Consider the following 18,839-nt stretch of genomic DNA (forward strand, 5'->3'; position numbering starts at 1 on the left):
GTGAAGCGGTCCAGCGTTTCATCGTGTCGTCCCTTGCGATTCACCCCCCGCCACCATCGCGCGGCGAGGCGTGAACGTCTCTGCCTTCATGAAAGAATGATGTTACCAAACGTAGCATCGTGACAACGCGAAAGTACCTGCCATTAAGTGCATTTCCGCACACTTGGGGACGGGGTAGCAGTGAGGTAGTACTAGGTTGTCGCACTGCACTGGAAAGTGCTCGTGCACTATAGACGAATCCCTTCTCCTCCCAGCCCGGAAATATGACCATTCAAGCAGCCTTTTCCGCATGACCGCCACGCACCTGACCTCACCCGAAGCCATCGGCATCACCCTCTGGCTCGTCGACCTGAGCCTGCCCTCGTCGGACCCCGGCGATCCCGACCAGATCGCGCTGCTCAGCGCGACCGAAAGGGCCAAGGCCGGCCGCTTCCATTTCGAACGCGATGCCCGCCGTTACCGTGCCAGCCACACGGCGCTGCGCCAGCTGCTGGCGCAGGTCACGGGCCAGCCCGCGCGCGTCCTGAGCTTCGTCGAAGGCCCGTTCGGCAAACCGCGCCTGCGGGGCGAGGGGCAGCCCCACTTCAACATGAGCCACAGCGGCGACTGGGCGCTGATCGGGCTTTGCGCCGACGCGCCGATCGGCGTGGACATCGAGGTGCCACGGGAGATGAACGACCTCGAATCGCTGGCGCAGCGCAATTTTTCCCCGGCCGAGTTCCTGGCCTTGTGCGCGGTCGATCCGGACCGGCGCCTGGAGGCCTTCCTGCGCTGCTGGACCCGCAAGGAAGCCTGCCTCAAAGCCCTGGGCAGCGGCCTGTCCATCGAGCCCGGGGTGTTCGAGGCGGGGATCGAGACCGAGCCTCGGTTCACCGCGATCGACGTCCAGGGTCAGGCCTGTGCCATGGCGGTGCACAGCCTGGCGCTGCCATTTCCCGGCCAGGCCGCCTGCGCGCGCCTGGCGGACACCGACCGCCACCTGGCGATGTAGCGGACGGCTTTCAGGCGCCCGCGCGGGGCCGGTCGCGGCGCCACCAGGCACCGGCGTTCCACAGGCTCAGCAGGCGCGCGCGGTACCAGTCGCGCCGCAGCTCGCCCACCTGGGCCAGCGCCCAGGTGGCGGCCAGCACCGCCAGCAGGAGCACGCCGTACAGGCCCCAGCCGGGCTGCGACAGGCCCAGGGCGCTGGCGAACACCAGCAGGGTGAAATGGATCAGGTAGAAGCTGAAGGTGAAGCCGGCGAGCCGCTGGATCCAGCGCGCCCCGGCCCCCTTGAAGTCCCATTCACAACGCGCGCAGCCGATGACGAAGCCCGCGAAGATCAGGGCCACCACGCAGTCCGACAGCACATGGACTGTGGAACCCGGGTCGAAAGGCACGGGCAGGACCTGGCTGAAGCCAGCGTAAAGGCGGCGCGATGCCTCGTCGGTCACGCCCCGCAGGCCCGACAGGAAAAACACCAGGTAGGCGGCCACGGCAAGGCCCATGAGCAGCCGTGCGGCGCGCGGCCCCATCCGCAGGCCGGGCAGGCGCCGCTGGAGCCAGACGCCCAGCAGCCAGACCGGCAACAGCAGCGCGATGCGCGGCCCCATCACGGCCAGTACCCCGATCAGGGCGACCCAGCGCAGCGGCCCGCGCAGAAACAGGGCCACGCCGAACAACACGTAGTACCAGACCTCGTAACCGAGCGACCAGTACGGCGCCATGCTGAACGGCTGGATGGCGCCGAACCAGGTCTCGCCCAGAAACAACCAGTGGAACGGCAGGTAGAACCAGAGCCTGGGGTACTGCCAGTCGGGTGTGTACAGGCTGGGGTTGAGCCGCATCCCGACCAGATCGATGGCCAGGGCCAGCAGCACCGCGGGCAGCGCGACGGAGTACACGCGCGAGAGGCGCGCCAGCGCGTACCGCCCTCCGCTGAGCTGGCGATCGCGGGTGGTGTGCGCGATCACCAGACCGGAGATCACGAAGAAGGCGATCACCGCATCATCCGCCGACCGGTGCCAGGTGAGCGTGAGCGCCGATGGCGCCACCTTGAGGTAGACCGAATGCCCGATGTAGACCGCCAGGGCCGCGAGCACGCGGCACAGGTCCAGCCACACGGAGAGCGCGGGCGTCATCGTCGCGGCGGGGCGCGCGGCATCGCTGGTCGCGGGCATGGGGGAACTCCGTCTGGGGGGGACGCTCAATGTAACAAATAGTTGACAAAGTGGGCCCGCAAAAGCGGTGGGATTCCGCATTGCTTCACATCTGGCGAGGAATCGAATGCCCCAAACGCGACGAAACCCGTACACACTGCCGTACCACTGGAAAACCTTCGAAACCAGACGCCGTCGAGTCATGTCGGCTCACTACAATGCCACGCAACACCTGAGCCCCCCGTGAACCGCCCAGAGGCACTCGCCACCGCCGCGCCGCCGCACCCGCGTGCCCCCCTGCCCCAACGAAAATCCGGGAACCTCCGTTGAACATAAGAAAAAAAATCGGCCTGCAGTTTTTGGTGAGCAATGGCGCCACGGTCGCCAACTTCGCCCTGTCGGTCATCCTGGCGCGCCTGCTGACCCCCACGGACATCGGCATCTTCTCGATGAGCGCCATCCTCATCACCTTCGCGCACGTGTTCCGCGACTTCGGTGTGTTCTCCTACATCGTCAAGGAGAAGGAGGTCACGCAGCAGACCATCCGCACCGCGCTGGGCGTGCTGCTGGTGACGTCCTGGACCGTCGCCGCGATCCTGTTCTTCACGTCCGATGTGTGGTCGGTGTTCTTCAAGACACCCGAGGTCGGCGACGTGGTCAAGGTGCTGGCCATCGGCTTCGTCTTCATTCCGTTCGGCTCCATCCCCTACGCCCTGCTCACGCGCAACCTGGAGGTCAAGCGCACCTCCAAGGTCATGGCGATCTCGGTGGTGACCTACTTCATCACCACCATCGCCCTGGCCTACACCGGCCACGGCCACATGACCATGGCCTGGGCCAACCTGGTCAACATCATCGTCACGGGCGCGGCCTACCACTGGTACTCCACCACGCCCATACCCTGGCTGCCCAGCCTCAAGGGCTGGAAGAAGATCACCCACTTCGGCACCGGCACCATCGTCACCTCCACCGTCGCCGCCCTGGACGCGGCGCTGCCCGACGTGATGCTGGGCAAGATGAGCACGCCCGCGGCCGTGGGCTATTTCAGCAAGGCCGCCTCGGCGGTCTCGCTGCCTTACACGGTGCTCAAGTCGACCATCGACTATTTCGCGCTGCCCTACCTCTCCAAGCTGCACCACGCCAACGAAGACATGGCGGCGGCGATCCAGCAGGCTTCGTCGTACATCTCCGTGGTCATCATCCCCGCCATGGTGTGGATGATGGTGATGGACCGGGAGATCATCCTGTTCCTGTTCGGTCCGCAGTGGGTGGCCAGCATCGACGTGATCCCCTGGCTGTGCCTCACGGGGGCCGCCGGCATCCTCTTTCGCCTGGTCACACCCGCGCTCACCAGCATCGGCAAGCCGTATGCGGCCGCCGTGCCCTCGCTGCTGGTGCTGCTGATCAAGGTGGTGCTGGCCATCATGCTGTTCGACGGCACCCTGGTGAGCTTCGGCATCGCCATGGCCATCGGCCAGATCGTGGGCATTCCGCTCTACGTCATGGTCAACAAGGTCTACTTCGGGCTGGGCGTGCGCCAGTGGCTGCGGGGCAATGTGCCCATCGTGCTGATCTCGCTGATCACCGGGACCTTCAGCTACGCGCTCAAGACCTACGTGCACCCCAACTTCCCGATCTTCTTCAGCCTGCTGTTCAACGGCGTGATGTTCGTCGCCGCCTGGTACGCCTGCATCATGCTGATGAAGCCGCCGATCGAAGCCGAGCTGCGGCGCTTCCAGGACAGCGCGGTGGCCTTGATCTTCAAGAAGGACGCGGCGGGCTGAACGGCCCCCGCGCCCACCGGCCTCAGGCCGGGGCTGGCGGCGGCACCTTGCCGGCCGCCACGGTCTTGCGGACGTGCTGCTTGAGCACCTCCATCAGGATCAGGAAGATGTAGGGCAGCTCGAAGTACGCGGCGCTGAGCAGCGAGCCCGTCACCACGAAGGCCAGCAGGGCGGCGCCCAGCATGTCGGCCAGGTCGGACGCCCAGCGCAGCGAGGGCCCTCGCGCCTTGGTCAGCTTCAGGATTTCCCGGCGCGTGAGGAAGGCATTGGCCACCAGCGCGACGAACAGCAGGAAGCCGATGAAGCCCATGTCACCCATCACCTCGAACCAGATGCTGTGCGCGGCCAGGCCCGAGGGGCTGCTTGGCGCGACCTCGATGAAGGGCAGCAAGGTGGGGCCATCCTTGAACGAGTCCCAGAGCGCGGACGACTGCACGGCCCGGAAACCACCACCGAAGACCGGGTTGGACAGGGCGATGGACGAGCTCACCCGCCAGGCGCCGAAACGGCCCAGCAGGGAATCGTCTTCCTTCGCGGTCTTGATGGTCTCCATGCGCTCGGACCACGAATCGGGCGCCAGCTGCACCACCACCGCCACGCTGATGGCCACGATCACGATGCCGATCATGCGGTTGCGGCTCTTCATGAGGATGAAGAAGACGATCACGCACAGGCCGATCAAGGCGCCGCGCGAGGCCGTGGCCACCACGGCGAAGGCCGTGAGCGGCAGCAGCACGGCAAAGCCGATCTTGGCCAGCTTGCGCGAAGAGATCTGGTAGAGGTAGTACAGCAGCGGCAACACCATCAGCAGCACCATCGCGAAGTGGTTGTTGTCCCCGAACTTGGCGATGCCGCGCGCGTTGTGCCCGCCACCGCTGGCGATGAATTTCAGCCCATCGAGGGCGCCGTGAAAGCTCGTCGCCAGCACCACCATCACCACCATGGCATGGATGCGGTAGCGCGAGGTCACGAACACCGGCATCAACAGGCAGAACAGCACAGTCTTGACCAGGTTGCCGAAGAGCTCCCAGTTGCGGTCCAGGCCTGGGTAGGCGAACAGCGCGACAAAGAAGCCGTGCACCGCGAACAGCATCATCAGCACCGTGGTGCGGTTGATCTCGATGCGCTCGAAGCGGTCGCCCCGGCGCATCAGCAGCGAGGCCATGGTGACCAGAGCGAACAGCTGCACGAAGGGCACGGCGCCCATGAAGCCGTGCACGTAGCTGTTCATGGCGATCAGGCCGGCCCAGCCCCACAGCAGGTAGCCGATGAAGGCGTTCGAAAAGCCCAGGGGCACGAAGAGCAGCACGGCCCCGAAGACCAGCAGGTCACGCATGGCGGTTCCTAGTTCCTTTTCTTCGGCGCGGGCGGTGCGTCATCGGTGAGCACCTCGTAGGAGAAGAAGCCCATGTCGGGCGTCTTCGGATCACGGGCCTTGCGCCGCACCGCCAGCAAGAGCAGCGCGAGCAGCACCAGTTCGGCCAACAGCAGCAAGCCTTCGGTCATGCGAACCTCCTGAAGATGTCGAGTTGCCCTTGGGTGGTGGAGTCCCAGGAAAAGGTTTCGGCGTGCGCGCGCGTGGCCGCGCGCGGGGGCAGGTCGCCCATCAGCCGGCCCCAGGCCTCGGCCAGGGCCGGCCCGTCACGGCGCGCCATCAGCAGGCCGGCGGCGTGCTGGCTGACCACTTCGGGCGTGCCCCAGATGTTGGTGGCGATCACCGGCGTGCCACAGGCCATGGCCTCCAGCAGCACATTGGCCCAGCCTTCGCGGCTGGAACACAGGGCCAGCGCATCGGCCGCGCTGTACCACCACTTGAGTTCGGTCTGCGGCACCACGCCCACCCAGCGCACGCGCTCGCTCACGCCCAGGCGCGCCGCCAGCGCCTTCAAGGCGCCCTGCTCCGGCCCGCCCCCGGCCACCAGCAAGGTCACGCCCGGCATGGCGGGCAGCGCCTCGATCGCGATGTGGTGGCCCTTGCGCTCGATCAGGTGGCCCACCGACAGCAGGTACGGCCCCTGCACATCCAGGCCCAGGCGCTGCCTCGCGGCCTCGCGCGGCTCGGGGGTGAAGCGCTCGAGGTCGACGCCGTTGCGCAAGGTGTTGAGCTTGCCCGGGTCCGCGCCGAGGGCGGCGAGCGAATCCATGAGCGCACGGCACACGCCGATCGAGGCCTGCGCCTGTTCGGCGGTCTGGAGGATGAGCTTGCGGGGAAAGGGGTACTCGGGAATGAGGTTCAGGTCGGTGCCGCGCGCGGTCACGACGAAGGGCTTTTTCAGCCAGCGCGCCAGCAGCCCGGCGGCCACCCCGTCGGGGTAGTAGTAGTGAGCGTCGATCAGGTCGAAATCGAAGCCCTGCTTCTGCAGGCGCCGCACCGTCGCCAGGGCCCCCAGGGCCATGGTGTAGGGCGCGAGGTTCATGCCGACCTTGGGCAGCAGCAGGTAACGTGGGTGGTGCACTTCCAGCCCGTTGCGCTGCTCCAGGCGCGGCGTGGCCGCGAACTGGGCGTATTCACCGAAGCGGGGCGACTTCAGCGGGAACCAGGGCACTGGCGCCACCACCTTGGCCTGGACCTGCCCGGTTTTCAGCAGCTCGCGCAGGCGAGTCTCGACAAAGATGCCGTGGATGGGCCGCACCTCGCTCGGGTACAGGCTGGAGAACAGCAGGATGCGAAGGGGCTTCAGGGATTTTTGCATTCGAACACCATCACACCTTCAAAACTTTTCCGGGACGTCTCGCGCCCTTGCGGGCAGGGCTGGGCCTTGTCGCGGTCGTTGTTGTCGCCCACCAGGTAGTAGCCGCGCGCCACCACCTCGTCGGGCAGCGGGCTGTAGCCGATCCACAGGCGTCCATGGGGCGTGTCGATGAAACGCGCCGCGCCCTTGAGGTGCAGGCGCTCCAGCCAGGTGTCGCCCAGCTTCTGGTAGATCCGGCGCCAGGTGTCGGAGTCGTCGATCTTCGCCGGGTCCTGGATGGCGAGCAGGCTGCCCCAGCCCGGCCCCTGGAGGTAGCGGGCCGTGGCCCAGTAGCGCACGTTGGAGGGCACGTAGATGTCGCGGCGCTCGGTGTTGTCCTGCGCGATGTGCCGGGCGGCCTGGTGGAAGTCCATCTTGCGCGGGGTCTGCAGCCGCTCCCAGCCGGCGCCATAGGCCGCCACGAAAACCAGCAAGGCCACCACCAGCGCCGCGCCCCACACCCGCAGGCGTGCGTCCGGCCGCAGGCGCTCGTGCAGGTGCACGGCCAGCGCCACGGCGAGGAAAGGCGCGGTGTAGGCCAGCGTGCGGTCCAGCCAGATGGGCCGCAGCACCAGCGAGATGACCCCCACCACCAGCACCGGCAGCACCACGAACGAGACCACGCAGGCCCTCACGTAGGCCGAGCCGAACACCAGCAGGTAGAGCACCAGCGCCAGCACCAGGGCGGCGGCCACCGCGTACTGCGTGGTCGTGGCCCCGGGGAAGTAGCCCAGCAGCCAGCCACCGAGGGTCTGCGCCACGCTGTCGAAACTCGGCATGCGGGTGTGCGACACCGAACGGAAGCTGGCGTTCGCCAGCCAGGGCAGCAGCAACACACCCGAAATCCCGATGAACCCCAGCAGGGGCTTGAGGCGGTGGCGCTCGCCGGCCACCCAGCAGCGGATCAGCGTGTAACACAGCACCGACCCCACCGCGATGAAGGCGATGCTGTGCAGCATGGACAGCGAGAGCACCAGCAGGCACATGGCCCACCAGTGGCCGCGCCGGCCGTTCAGCAGCCATTGGTCGACGCAGTACCAGAGCAGCAGCACGTTGCAGCCCAGCATGGCGTACATGCGCAGGTCGGAGGCGTAGTAGATCTCGCTGCCCAGCAGCGCCGTGAAGGCCGCGGCCAGCAGCGCGGCGCGGCGGCCGGCCCGCGCGGCCACGCCCAGGTACACCACCACGATGGAACCCAGGCTCCAGAACACCGAGTTCAGGAGCAGCCAGGTGTCCTGTTTCGAGAACACGCCCCAGGCGTTGAGCTGCAGGTAGTACAGCGGCGGGTGGATGTCGAAGCGCATCACCGCGACCACCACGTCCAGCGGATTCAGGTTGACGTAGCTCGCACCGAAGATTTCATCGAACCACAGGCCCCCATCGGCCCGGATCGCCATGAAGCGCAAGCCGAACGCGACCAGCAGCACCAGCAACAGGCCGCCCAGGGCCCCCTTGCTCGAAAGAGAGTCGGTGCTTCGCGTCGTCATGGTTCACCTCGTCGGGGAAGCCTGGGCCAGGGAGGTCGACAGCGCCACCACCCGCCGGGCGTTGCCCGTCCAGGTGAGGCTGAGCCGGTCGATGGTGTCGTGCGCCGCGACGGCCAGCCGCTCGCGCAGGCTGTCGTCGGTGCAGAGGCGCGTCAGCGCGTCCTGCATGCCCGTGGGCACGGCCTCGTCGAACAACAGGGCGTTGTCCTCGTGGGTCAGCACCTCCAGCAGGTTGGGGGTGGCGGGCGCCACGACGGCCTTGCCCAGCACCAGGTATTCCATCAGCTTCAGGGGCGACGCATAGGGCGTCACGGCGGGCTGCAGGGCGACGTCGAAGGCGGCCACGTGCGCGGGCACCCGGTCGCGGTGGATCACGCCGGTGAAGGTCACTCGGTCGGCCAGGCCCAGGCGCCGGGCCTGCTGCTCGAGCGCTTCTCGCACCGGGCCGTCGCCCACCACCAGCAGGTGGGTGTGGGACGGTGCCTGCGGCGAGGCCATCCAGTCGACGATGCGGTCCACGCCGTGCCAGTCGCGCACGAAGCCGGTGAAGCCCAGCACCAGGCGGCCCTGCAGGCCGAGGTGGGCCTTGGCGGTCTCCTGGGTCGGGGCCTGGGCGAAGTGCGCGCGGTTGATGCCGTTGGGGATGACCTGGATGCGCGCGTCGGGCACGCCGCGGGCGCGCACGTGGTCGGCCAGCACATTGGTCACGGGCAGCACGCAGTCCGCGCCGCGCCAGGCCACACCCTCGGCCCAGCGGGCCAGCGCCTGCAGGGCCAGGCCGCCACTGTGCTGCGAGCGTTCGAACACCAGCGGCGCGTTCACCTCCAGCAGCAGGGGAATGCCGAGCCGCTTCTTGGCCATCAGGCCGCTGAGCAGGAAGAGGTTGTAGCGTTCGTAGATGACGTCGGGCTGGAAGTCTTTCGCGGCCTTCATCAGCTTGCGGTAGGCCAGCACGCTGTAGGCCAGCTCCATGAGTTCGTACAAGGCCTTGGGCATCAGGGCCTTGAGGCGGTGCACCCAGCCCATGTCGCTGCCCATCTGGCCATTGCCGCCCTGCCCTGGCGCACTGCTTTCGGGCTCGTCGCCACCCGGACTGACCACGCGCACCTCATGCCCCTCGCTGCGCAAGGCCTCGATCATCTCTTCGATGTGCACGGCCTGGCCGTCTTTCGATGCCGTGCGGTGGTGGTACAGGATTTTCATGGGTCGAGCGGCCTCAGGCCGCCACAGAGGATCGGTGAAGTTGGCCATCGAACACCCGCTTCCATTGGGCGGTCATGAGGGCCTTGGCGTACGAGGCCTGCACCTTCTCGCGGCCGGCCCGCGCCCACGCCGGCCACAGGGGCTGCTGGTCCAGGGCGCGCGCGAGGGTGGCGGCGAACAGGTCGTCCTGCGGCTCGCAGAGGTTGTCGGGCGACACGTCCGAGAGAATGTCGCCCACGTCGCCCACGCGCGTGGCCACCACCGGCATGCCCACCGCCATGGCTTCGAGCAGTGCGATCGGCAGTTGCTCGGTGTCCGACGACAGGGCGAACAGGTCGAAGTCCGTCAGGCGCGCGGACGGGTCCTTGAGGTAGCCGGTGAATTCCACGTCGGCGGCGACGCCGAGTTGCTGCGCCAGCGCTTCCAGCTCGCCGCGCTGCGCGCCGTCGCCGACCACGATGAGGCGGGCGGAACGCCGGGCCCGCACGTCGGCGAAGGCGCGGATGAGGCGGGCGATGTTTTTCTCCGGCCGAAGCCCGGCCACCGTGCCGATGCGCACCGGACGGCCTTCTTCCACCGACACCGCGCGCGCCGCCGCGGGAATGTCCACGCCGTTGGGGATGAAGGTGACCCGGCGCGCCGGCAGCTTCCACACGCCCGTGGCCAAGCGCTCCAGGTTGCGCGAGGCCACCACCACCGAGACGCGGTTCCAGCCCAGCAGCACGCGCCGCATCCAGACGCGGCGCGGCAGTTGCCGGGCGGCCTCTTCGGGGCCGAAGCCGTCTTCCACGTGCACGTGCGGCACCACGCGCGGCAGGTTGGCCGCCGCCCATTCGATGGCGCCCCAGTTGTAGGACAGCAGCAGGTCGGGTTTCAGGCGCTGGAGCAAGGCGCGAAAGGCGCCCCGGTTGGCCAGCGCCCCGCCCTTGACCACCTCGAGCCGCATCGGCTCCCAGTTCACCGCCGGGTCGAGCCGCTCACCGGCGTCGAAACAGTTGTCCATCGCCACGATGAGGTGGCGGTAGCCCGGCCCGAGGGCATTGGCCAGTTGCACGAAGCGCGCCTGCGGCCCGCCCAGCTTGAAGGTCGAGAAGGCGTGCAGCAGCACGCGCGGGGGGCGTGCGCCCTCGCTCATGCAGAACCTTCTCCGGCGTGCACGGCCATGGCCTGGCGGTGGAAGGTGGCGGCATCGCCCACCGGCTGCCAGCCCAGGTCCTGTTTGGCGTTGCTGCAGTCGATTTTGGCCAGCAGGCCGCGCGACATCAGATCGCGCTTGAACGGTCGGGCCACGGCGCGGCCGGTCACGCGCTTGATCAGCCACTTGCCCATCTCCACCAGCCACAGGCCGGTGGGCGAGGACGGCACGAACTTCAGCGGACGGCCGATGGTGCGCGAGAGGTCGGCCAGGTACTCGCGCGCGCTCGGGCGCACATCGCCCACCAGGTTGTAGGCACGGCCCGGCGCGGCGGGCGCGGTGACAGCGGCCACGATGGCCGAGGCGCAGTCGCCCACCAGCACCCAGGGCAAGGCGTTCTGGCCACCGTTCCAGCCGACGCAGTACTGGTCGTTGTTGAAGAAGCCCAGGCCGCTGTGGAAGGGCGAGGTGCCCGAACCCACCACCAGGCCGGGGCGCATCAGCACGATGGGGAAGCCGGTCTTCTGATGGATGTCCATCAAGGCCTGGTCGGCCAGGGCCTTGGCGCGGGCGTAGTCGGCGCGCGTCTCGGGGCGGGGGTCCGGTGGTGTGGCGCCGGTGATGGTCTCACCCGCATCGCCCAGGAACAGGCTGGCGATGGAGCCCACGTGCACCATGCGCTGCACACCGGCCGCGCGGCACACCTCGGCCACCATCACGGCGGAGTCCACCATCGCGGCGCGGATGGCCTCGAAGTTCGCGCCACCGCCACCGTGCGCGAGGTTGATCACGTAGGGGGCGCCGGCGATCGCGCGCTCCAGGTCGGCCTTGTTCTTCACGTCGCCGCGCACGATCTCCACGCCAGGCCGGCTGAAGACCGGCTGCAGGTTGTTCACGCCGCGCGCCATCACGCGCACGCGGTGGCCCTGGCCCAGCAAAGCCGCCACGGTGTGCGAGCCGATGAAACCGGTGCCGCCCAGCACCACGACCAGGTCACCCGTGGGCGCGGGCTCGGCCACCGGCGTGGCGCGCGCGGGCAAGGGCTTGAAGGCCGCGGCCATCTGCTCGCAGACCGAGACCAGTTCGGCGCCGAAGTCGAGGTCGATGCGGGGCTTGCCCTGGCTCTGCAGCTCCTGGTAGAAGGCCTGCAGGCTGCCCTTCATGCCCAGGTAGAACGCATCGGAGCGCGGCTTGAGCTTGGCCGTGGCCATGACGTAGTCGCGCAGCACCGAGAAGCCTTGCGACTTCACCTGTTTGCCGGTAGCGCGCGCGGAGAGCCAGGCATCCACCGGCTCCATGTAGGCGGTGCGCTCCAGGGTGTGGAACTGGTTGGCGAACATGTCGGCCACCGCCACGCCGTCGTCGCAGACCACGGTCATGCGGCACACCGTGAACTCCGCGCCTACATGGAAGCGCATGTGGGCGGGCATGCGCTCGCAGCGCAGCGACACCTGGCAGGCGTTGTGAAGGCCGACGCCGGGCGAGATTTCCACCGGGTCCTCGGCCAGCACCGAGAGCTCGCGCACCGAACCGGCGAGATCGAGCACCTGCGACAGCGGGTGCACCGCCTGCTCCAGCAGGATGTTGAGCGGCTTGCGGAACATCCAGTGGCCGAACTGGCGCGCGGCCAGCTGGCGCAGCGGCACTTCGTACACGTAGTCGAGGTAACGCGGCTTGCCCAGGCGGCCCGACGCGATGGCTTCCTTGAGCTGCACGTAGGCGGGGTTGAACACCAGGTTCTGGTTCACGCCGATCACGGCGCCGGACTGACCTGCGGCTTCGCGCAGCTGCTCGCACTCGGCGGTGCTCACGCCCACCGGCTTTTCCAGCAGCACGGTCTTGCCTGCGGCCACGAAGGGCATGGCGGAAGACAGGTGGAAGTCCGGTGGCGTCAACACGTGCACGGTGTCGGCGTCCGAGGCGGCGGCTTCCTCGATCGAGTTGAACACGCGGCCCGCGCCGAATTCCTTGGCCAGGCCCTGGGCGGTGGCGGCGTTCACGTCGAACACGCCATACAGCTCCACACCCGGGATCTCGCGCAGCGCGGCCGCGTGGGTCTTGGCGATATTGCCGGCGCCGACCAGCAGCACCTTCTTCTTGTTGCTCACAAACATCCTCCTGGAAATGAATTCTTGGCCCGTCAGACGGGCGCGCTCTTCTCGTTCTGCCGCAGGAACGCATCGAACATGATCAGCATCCACAAGGGCGTGGAATGGTCGGACTGGCCGCTCAGGTGTTCTTTCACCATGCGCTCGAGCACGGTGGCATTGAAGTAGCCCGAGTCCAGCATGCGCGGGCTCAGCACCGATTCGCGCATGCGCTGCGCCAACGGCCCGCGCAACCACTTCGCCAGGGGCACCGAGAAGCCCATCTTGGGCCGGTACAGCACGTCGTGCGGCAGCAGCGGCTCGAAAGCCTTCTTGAACACCGCCTTGCCCTCCCCGCCCTGGATCTTCAGATCGCTGGGCAGCGTGGCCAGCCACTCGATGAGCTGGTGGTCCATCAGGGGTTCGCGCACCTCCAGCGAGTGCGCCATGGCGGCGCGGTCCACCTTGGTGTTGATGTCACCGACCAGCCAGGTCTTGTAGTCCAGGTACTGGATCAGCGCGAGCGGGTCGTCGGTCTGCGCGCGCTGGGCGTGCTCGCGGAACACCTCGATGGCGTTGTAGCCGCCCAGCTCGCGCTGGAACGCGGACGAGAACAGGCGCGCGCGCTGGTCGGCGCGCAGGTGCGACATGCTGTGGTGGTAGGCCTGCACGCTGTCCATGGCCATGGCCTGGAAGGTGGTCTTGGCGCGGAACATGCGCGGCGCCCAGTCGGCCTTGGGGTAGAGCCGGCCCAGCGTGCCGAACACCGACTGGCGCAGGCCGTGCGGCAGTCGGTTGCGCACGCGCTCCTCGCCCAGGTGCATGCGGTAGCGCCGGTAGCCGCCCAGGCTTTCGTCGCCGCCATCGCCCGAGAGCGCCACGGTGACGTGCTTGCGCGCCATCTCGCAGACGCGGTAGGTCGGAATGGCGGAGCTGTCGGCGTAGGGTTCGTCGTACAGCCAGGCCAGGGTGTCGATCAGGTCGAAGTCGTCGCTCTTGACGATCTCCAGCCGGTGGTCGGTCTTGTAGCGGTCGGCGACCTGCTGGGCGAACTCGGACTCGTTGAAGCGCGGGTCGTCGAAACCGATCGCGCAGGTCTGCACCGGTGTGTCGGACAGGCCGGCCATGGTCGCGACCACGGCGCTGGAATCGACCCCACCCGAGAGGAAGGCACCCAGCGGCACGTCGGCGATCAGGCGCAGCTTGACGGACTCGCGCACGCGGTCGCGCAGCTCGACCTCGGCATCGGCCTGCTCGATCGGGTTGTCGTTGGTGAACTGCACGTCCCAGTACGGCACGGGCGCGGGCTGGTCGGCTTCGCCCCGGCGCAGCAGCAGCGTGTGCGCCGCCGGCAGCTTGTGGGCGTTGCGGTAGATGCAGCGCGGGTCGGGCACGTAGCCGAACGAGAAATAGTCTTCCACCGCCTTCGGGTCGATCTCGCGCACGAAGCCCGGGTGGGCCGTGATCACCTTGAGTTCGGAGCCGAAGATGAAACTGCCGTCGGGCAACCAGGCGTAGTGCATGGGCTTGACGCCCATGCGGTCGCGCGCGAGGAACAGCGACTGCTGCGCGCGGTCCCAGATGGCGAAGGCGAACATGCCACGCAGGCGGTGCACGCAGGCCGTGCCCCAGGCCGACCAGGCGTGCACGATCACCTCGGTGTCGCTGCGCGTGCGGAACACGTAGCCCAGGGCCTTGAGCTCGGGCACGAGTTCCTGGAAGTTGTAGATCTCGCCGTTGAAGACGATGCCCACGCTGGCGTCGGCGTTGAACTGCGGCTGCTGGCCCGTGGCCAGGTCGATCACCGACAGGCGCCGGTGGCCCAGCGCCAGGCCGGGTTCGAGGTGCAGGTCGTCTTCGTCCGGCCCCCGGTGGGCCTGGATGTCGTTGATGCGGGACACCAGCGCGCGGTCGTAGCTGCGCAGACCCTGGGTGTCGAACAGGCCGGAAATGCCGCACATGTCAGTGGGCCTCCTGCACGGAGGCGTTGAGTTGGTGGGGGTCGTCCAGGCAGGCGTCGATGCCGCTCAGGTGGGCCTGCCAGCTGAAACCCTGCAGCACGAAGCGGCGGGCCTCGCGGCCGAGCGCTGCGGCCTGGGTTGGCGGCGCATCGAGCAGTTGCTGCAGCGCCTGCAGGAAACCGTCGGCATCCTCGGCGCGCAGCAAACCCTGCGCGCTGCTGGCGCCGATGGCTTCGGCGCAGGACGGCACGGTGATCACCGCCTGCTCCATGGCCATGGCTTCGAGGATCTTGTTCTGGATGCCGCGCGCCACGCGCAGCGGCGCCACGACCGCGGCGGCATGCTGCAGGTAGGGCCGCACATCGGGCACGGTGCCGGTGACCACCACGTGCTGGCCGGCCAGGGCCTGCACCTGCGGCGAGGGGCTGCGGCCCACGATGTAGAAACGCGCCCGCGGCCAGTGCGCGCGCAGGCGCGGCAGCATGTCCGAGACGAACCAGCTCACGCCGTCGATGTTGGGCCAGTAGTCCATGGCACCGGTGAACACGATCGCCTGCTCGTTCGCCGCGAACGGGTTGGCGCGCGCGGGATCGGGGGTGAAGAAATCGGCGTCCACGCCGTTGCTGAGCGACTGCACATGGCCTTGGGCCTCGGGCGCGTGCGAGAGAAACAGCGCGGTCTCGTTCGGCGTGACGAAGAAGGAGCGGCGCGCCTGCGAGGCCACCTCGCGTTCGTAGGCCAGCAGGCGTTCGCCCTCGCGCCGGTACACGGCCGACATCGGCCAGCGGTGCGCGGGAGCGTATTGCGTCCACTTGGCCGAATCCACATCGACAAAATCGACCAGCATGGGCACGGCCGGCGCCAGCGGCTGCGCGTACTGCGCCATGGCGCCCGAGAACACCACGCTGGCCTGCAGCTCGTGGGCCTGGGCCACCTGCTCGACCCAGCGCCGCATGCCGGCGTTGCGGTAGTAGGCCAGCGTCAGCGCCTCGCCGCGCAGCAGGCCGGTGGCACTCATCAGCTTGGCCTGGCGCGGCGCGATGCGCTCGACGTGCAGGTCCGGACACAGGGCCTTCAGCGTGGGCAGGTGCTGCTCGTCGTCAGGGTCGTCGATGAAGGTGCCCAGGAACACGCGGTGTTTCTGCAGCAGGTGGCGCAACAGGTGGTACGAGCGCACCTTGTCGCCCTTGTTGGGCGGATACGGAAGGCGGTGAACGAGGTACAGCAGGTTGGCCATGGTGCGTCAAGGTGGCGTCGCTCAGCCCAGATTGCGCACGATGAACGGGCCCAGCCAATTGGCCACGCCAATGGGCAGGCGCCGCCAGGTGGCGATCAGCAGCTTGTACTTGGCGTTGGCCGGGTTGTTCTGCGGAATGCCCTCGCGCTTGTACAGGCGGTACTCGTAGTTCAGCGGCGTGGGCTCGAAGCCCCAGTTCTTCTTGAACGCGTAGGGGCCGGTGCCCTCCTTGCTGCGCCCGTAGTCGAACACCTTGAGTCCGCGCGCGCAGGCCAGGCGCATGAGTTCCCAGTATTTGAAATCGTTGGCGGCCAGGTCGCGGGCGGCCTCGTCGTCGCCCGCGTAGTACGGCAGCACCTCGTCGCGGAAGTAGAAGCTGAGCACGCTGGACAGCGGCGTGCCTTCGGCCGAGCACACGGTCAGCACCTCGGCGTCGGCGCCGAAGGTCTTGAGCAGGGTCTGGAAGTAGCGCTTGGGCATGGCCGGCGTGCCGTGGCGGTGCACGTTGTCGGCGTACAGGGCGAAGAAGCGGTCGACGGTCGGGTCGATGTGCGAGGTCAGCGCGTTCTTGATGCCCTTGCGCACCATGGCGCGCTGCTTGCGCGGGATGGCCAGCATGTTGTCCTCTTCCTTGGGCAGGATGGCCTTGCGGAAGGTGACGTAGAGCTCCTGCACCGGCCAGTCGGTGTGGCGGCGCTCGATGTGGCGCAGCTCCAGGTGGTCGGTGCCGAGCTCGACGGCCAGGCGCTGGGCCTCGGCTTCGAGCGCCGTGGCGGCCTCGGGGGTCGCGGCGGCCGCGCCGCCGTACACCGCGAACGGCAGGCCGGTCAGCGCGTTGCCGAACAGGCGGCTGTTGACATGGGCCAGCGGCAGCACGCCCTGGATCTCGCCGCCGGACTCGGCGTAGAGAAAGTAGGTGTCGTGGCGGAAGACGTCGCGGATGACCGTCTGCCAGCCCGCGCGGTGGAAGAACGTGGCCTGCGGCTGCGCCAGGACGAAGGCGTCCCAGCGGGCGATCTGGTCGGCTTGGGCGCTGTCGAGGCGGTGGATGCGCAGAAGAGCAGGCTCAGACAACGGACACCTCTTTCTTCACGCGGCTGCCGATGAAGATGTTGTCCATGCGGTCCCATTGGAAATCGTCCAGCAGGCGCGCGAGGCGCTGTTCCGTGCGGCCGATGTTGACGTAGTGGCGAAAGCGGGTCTTGAGGTCGATGCCGGCCACGCGCGGTTGCCCGGGGTCGATCTCCCAGGGGTGGAAGTAGAAGATGGCGGATTGCTCGTCCTGCCTGTTCACCTGCTGCAGCATCCAGCGCGAGAGCGCATAGGGCATGAGGCGGAAATAACCGCCGCCGCTGGACGGCAGGTTGCGGTTGAACATGCGCAGCGTGGTCGGCGGCACTTCCATCATGCCGCCCGAGGTCTCGTAGGCGAAGCGCGGCGCATCGGGCATGCCGTAGTGGTCGTGCTTGACCGGGTAGATGCTGGAGCTGTAGCGGTAGCCCGCGCGCTGCAGGGTGTCGAGCGCCCACAGGTTCTTCGCACCGATGGAGAAGCTCGGCGCCCGATAGCCCCAGACCGCCTGGCCGCCCAGGTCTTCCAGCAGGCCCTTGGAGCGCGTGATGTCGTCGAAGAACTCGGCCTCGGTGAGGTCGCTCACCCGCTGGTGCCCATAACCATGGCTGGCGAGTTCATGGCCTTCGCGCACGATGCGGCGCACCATGTCGGGGTAGCGCTCGGCGATCCAGCCCAGGGTGAAGAAGGTGGCGTGGGTGTTCTTCGCCGCGAGCAGCTGCAGGATGCGGTCGATGTTGTGTTCGACCCGGCACTCGCAGCGGTCCCAATCGGCACGGTCGATGTAGGGCGCCATGGCCGAGACCTGGAAGTAGTCTTCGACGTCGATGGTCAGGGCGTTTTCGATGGGTGCGTTGGATGGCATGGGAACCCCCTTTGGGATCAGTTGCTGCCGTTGTTGCGCGACTTGCGGGTGGCCGCGACGATCTTCCTCAAGGCACCGAGGATCTCCAGGCTCACCCGCTCCTGGCGCAGCACGCTGCGCTCCATGCGCAGCAGGCGGGTGCTGAGCTGCTCGGCCGTCACGCGGGTGAGTTCTTCGCCGATGCCGTCCACCACGCCCGGGTCCAGGTCGAGGTCTTCGGGGCCGATCCCATCGACCAGCGAAGGGCGGGCCTCGGCGCCCTCGCCCGCCTTGGGCAGGTGGGCCCAGCGGTCGTCGCTGCCCTGGTGGTCCGGCGCGGGCACCGCGCTCTCGGCGTGCATCTCCGCGACCACCTCGTTGAGCGCATCCAGCGTCAGGGTCGGCGATTCGGACAGGTAGCCCTGCAGCAGCAGGCGGTCGCACAGGGTGTTGATGCGGCGCGGAATGCCGCCGCTGTGCTGGAAGATGCCGGCGAACACCGCCGGCTCGAAGACCGGCTTGTCCACCGCGCCGGCGCACTTGAGCCGGTGCTCGATGTAGGCGCGGGTGTCCTCCTCGTCCAGCGGGCCGAGGTGGCAGCGCGCGGTGACGCGCTGGCGCAGTTGCAGCATGCCCGGGCCCTGAAGGATGGTGCGGAACTCGGGCTGCCCGACCAGGAAGGTCTGCAGCAGGGCCTGCTCGCCGAACTGGAAGTTCGACAGCATGCGCAGCTCTTCCACCGCCAGCGGCTGCAGGTTCTGCGCTTCGTCCACGATCAGCAGGCAGCGCTTGCCCTGGGTCGTCTGGGTGATGAAGAAGGCTTCCAGCGCCATCAGCATGTCGGCCTTGCCGGTGCCGCGCACGGGCACGCCGAAGGCCGCGCAGACCAGTTTCAGCGCGTCTTCGGCGCCCAGCTGGGTGCTCACCAGGTGGGCCGCCACCACCGAGCCGTTTTCCAGGCTGTCGAGCAGGTCGCGCACGATGGTGGTCTTGCCGGCGCCCACCTCACCGGTGATGACGATGAAGCCCTCGCCGCGCATGACGCCGTACACCAGGTACGAGCGCGCGCGCCGGTGCGGCTTGCTGCTGTAATAGAAACGCGGGTCGGGGTTGAGTTGGAAGGGTTTGCTGGTCAACCCGTAATAGGCTTCGTACATGTA

General features: G+C 68.0%; 15 protein-coding genes. 2 read left to right on the forward strand and 13 right to left on the reverse strand.

Annotation, left to right across the window (positions count from 1 at the left end):
- Nucleotides 1–289 precede the first annotated feature (289 nt).
- Nucleotides 290–991 (forward strand): 4'-phosphopantetheinyl transferase family protein, encoded by a 702-nt coding sequence (locus tag ABSY19_RS00900; RefSeq protein WP_382158232.1) that lies wholly within the window; start codon nt 290–292, stop codon nt 989–991.
- Between the two features lie 10 nt (nt 992–1,001).
- On the opposite strand, the gene ABSY19_RS00905 is transcribed toward ABSY19_RS00900, so the two are convergent.
- Nucleotides 1,002–2,159, reverse strand: coding sequence for an acyltransferase family protein (locus ABSY19_RS00905; RefSeq protein WP_382158234.1), 1,158 nt, complete (start codon nt 2,157–2,159; stop codon nt 1,002–1,004).
- A 341-nt stretch (nt 2,160–2,500) separates the two neighbouring features.
- On the opposite strand from ABSY19_RS00905, the gene ABSY19_RS00910 reads away from it, so the two are divergent.
- A complete protein-coding gene (locus tag ABSY19_RS00910; RefSeq protein ID WP_382158236.1) occupies nt 2,501–3,922 on the forward strand; it encodes an oligosaccharide flippase family protein in 1,422 nt (473 codons plus the stop codon).
- Nucleotides 3,923–3,944: 22 nt separating this feature from the next.
- On the opposite strand, the gene ABSY19_RS00915 is transcribed toward ABSY19_RS00910, so the two are convergent.
- Genes ABSY19_RS00915 through ABSY19_RS00970 form a run of 12 tightly spaced genes read right to left on the reverse strand, consistent with a single transcriptional unit; the run spans nt 3,945 to nt 18,836 of the window.
- On the reverse strand, nt 3,945–5,258 hold the full coding sequence (locus ABSY19_RS00915) for a putative O-glycosylation ligase, exosortase A system-associated (RefSeq protein WP_382158238.1): 1,314 nt from the start codon (nt 5,256–5,258) through the stop codon (nt 3,945–3,947).
- Nucleotides 5,259–5,266: 8 nt separating this feature from the next.
- Nucleotides 5,267–5,428 carry a hypothetical protein gene (locus tag ABSY19_RS00920; protein ID WP_382158240.1) on the reverse strand — a complete coding sequence of 54 codons (162 nt, stop codon included), beginning with the start codon at nt 5,426–5,428 and terminating at the stop codon, nt 5,267–5,269.
- A complete protein-coding gene (locus ABSY19_RS00925; protein ID WP_382158242.1) occupies nt 5,425–6,615 on the reverse strand; it encodes a glycosyltransferase family 4 protein in 1,191 nt (396 codons plus the stop codon). Before ABSY19_RS00925 ends, ABSY19_RS00920 begins: the two co-directional genes overlap by 4 nt.
- Nucleotides 6,600–8,141, reverse strand: a complete 1,542-nt coding sequence (locus tag ABSY19_RS00930) for a hypothetical protein (protein ID WP_382158244.1) — start codon at nt 8,139–8,141, stop codon at nt 6,600–6,602. The genes ABSY19_RS00925 and ABSY19_RS00930 overlap by 16 nt, the downstream gene beginning before the upstream one ends.
- 3 nt (nt 8,142–8,144) lie before the next feature.
- Nucleotides 8,145–9,344, reverse strand: coding sequence for a glycosyltransferase family 4 protein (locus ABSY19_RS00935; protein WP_382158246.1), 1,200 nt, complete (start codon nt 9,342–9,344; stop codon nt 8,145–8,147).
- Nucleotides 9,345–9,357: 13 nt separating this feature from the next.
- A complete protein-coding gene (locus ABSY19_RS00940) occupies nt 9,358–10,479 on the reverse strand; it encodes a glycosyltransferase (protein WP_382158248.1) in 1,122 nt (373 codons plus the stop codon).
- Nucleotides 10,476–12,587, reverse strand: a complete 2,112-nt coding sequence (locus ABSY19_RS00945; protein ID WP_382158250.1) for an NAD-dependent epimerase/dehydratase family protein — start codon at nt 12,585–12,587, stop codon at nt 10,476–10,478. The genes ABSY19_RS00940 and ABSY19_RS00945 overlap by 4 nt, the downstream gene beginning before the upstream one ends.
- A 32-nt stretch (nt 12,588–12,619) precedes the next feature.
- On the reverse strand, nt 12,620–14,527 hold the full coding sequence (locus tag ABSY19_RS00950; protein WP_382158252.1) for an XrtA/PEP-CTERM system amidotransferase: 1,908 nt from the start codon (nt 14,525–14,527) through the stop codon (nt 12,620–12,622).
- Nucleotide 14,528: 1 nt separating this feature from the next.
- Entirely contained in the window at nt 14,529–15,764 is a 1,236-nt protein-coding gene (locus ABSY19_RS00955; protein ID WP_382158254.1) for a TIGR03087 family PEP-CTERM/XrtA system glycosyltransferase, read from the reverse strand.
- Between the two features lie 21 nt (nt 15,765–15,785).
- Nucleotides 15,786–16,838, reverse strand: a complete 1,053-nt coding sequence (locus tag ABSY19_RS00960) for a FemAB family XrtA/PEP-CTERM system-associated protein (protein ID WP_382158256.1) — start codon at nt 16,836–16,838, stop codon at nt 15,786–15,788.
- Nucleotides 16,831–17,700, reverse strand: coding sequence for an XrtA system polysaccharide deacetylase (locus ABSY19_RS00965; protein WP_382158258.1), 870 nt, complete (start codon nt 17,698–17,700; stop codon nt 16,831–16,833). The genes ABSY19_RS00960 and ABSY19_RS00965 overlap by 8 nt, the downstream gene beginning before the upstream one ends.
- A 17-nt stretch (nt 17,701–17,717) precedes the next feature.
- Nucleotides 17,718–18,836, reverse strand: a complete 1,119-nt coding sequence (locus ABSY19_RS00970; RefSeq protein ID WP_382158260.1) for an XrtA/PEP-CTERM system-associated ATPase — start codon at nt 18,834–18,836, stop codon at nt 17,718–17,720.
- Nucleotides 18,837–18,839: the final 3 nt, after the last annotated feature.

The organism is Hydrogenophaga sp. ANAO-22, from assembly GCF_042466645.1.
Taxonomy (GTDB): Bacteria; Pseudomonadota; Gammaproteobacteria; order Burkholderiales; family Burkholderiaceae_C; genus Hydrogenophaga.

Coding starts and splice junctions, on each gene's coding strand:
- ABSY19_RS00930 (WP_382158244.1), bottom strand. CDS start 8,141: ATGACGACGCGAAGCACCGACTCTCTTTCGAGCAAGGGGGCCCTGGGC.
- ABSY19_RS00915 (WP_382158238.1), bottom strand. CDS start 5,258: ATGCGTGACCTGCTGGTCTTCGGGGCCGTGCTGCTCTTCGTGCCCCTG.
- ABSY19_RS00925 (WP_382158242.1), bottom strand. CDS start 6,615: ATGCAAAAATCCCTGAAGCCCCTTCGCATCCTGCTGTTCTCCAGCCTG.
- ABSY19_RS00935 (WP_382158246.1), bottom strand. CDS start 9,344: ATGAAAATCCTGTACCACCACCGCACGGCATCGAAAGACGGCCAGGCC.
- ABSY19_RS00940 (WP_382158248.1), bottom strand. CDS start 10,479: ATGAGCGAGGGCGCACGCCCCCCGCGCGTGCTGCTGCACGCCTTCTCG.
- ABSY19_RS00955 (WP_382158254.1), bottom strand. CDS start 15,764: ATGGCCAACCTGCTGTACCTCGTTCACCGCCTTCCGTATCCGCCCAAC.
- ABSY19_RS00905 (WP_382158234.1), bottom strand. CDS start 2,159: ATGCCCGCGACCAGCGATGCCGCGCGCCCCGCCGCGACGATGACGCCC.
- ABSY19_RS00920 (WP_382158240.1), bottom strand. CDS start 5,428: ATGACCGAAGGCTTGCTGCTGTTGGCCGAACTGGTGCTGCTCGCGCTG.
- ABSY19_RS00970 (WP_382158260.1), bottom strand. CDS start 18,836: ATGTACGAAGCCTATTACGGGTTGACCAGCAAACCCTTCCAACTCAAC.
- ABSY19_RS00950 (WP_382158252.1), bottom strand. CDS start 14,527: ATGTGCGGCATTTCCGGCCTGTTCGACACCCAGGGTCTGCGCAGCTAC.
- ABSY19_RS00965 (WP_382158258.1), bottom strand. CDS start 17,700: ATGCCATCCAACGCACCCATCGAAAACGCCCTGACCATCGACGTCGAA.
- ABSY19_RS00900 (WP_382158232.1), top strand. CDS start 290: ATGACCGCCACGCACCTGACCTCACCCGAAGCCATCGGCATCACCCTC.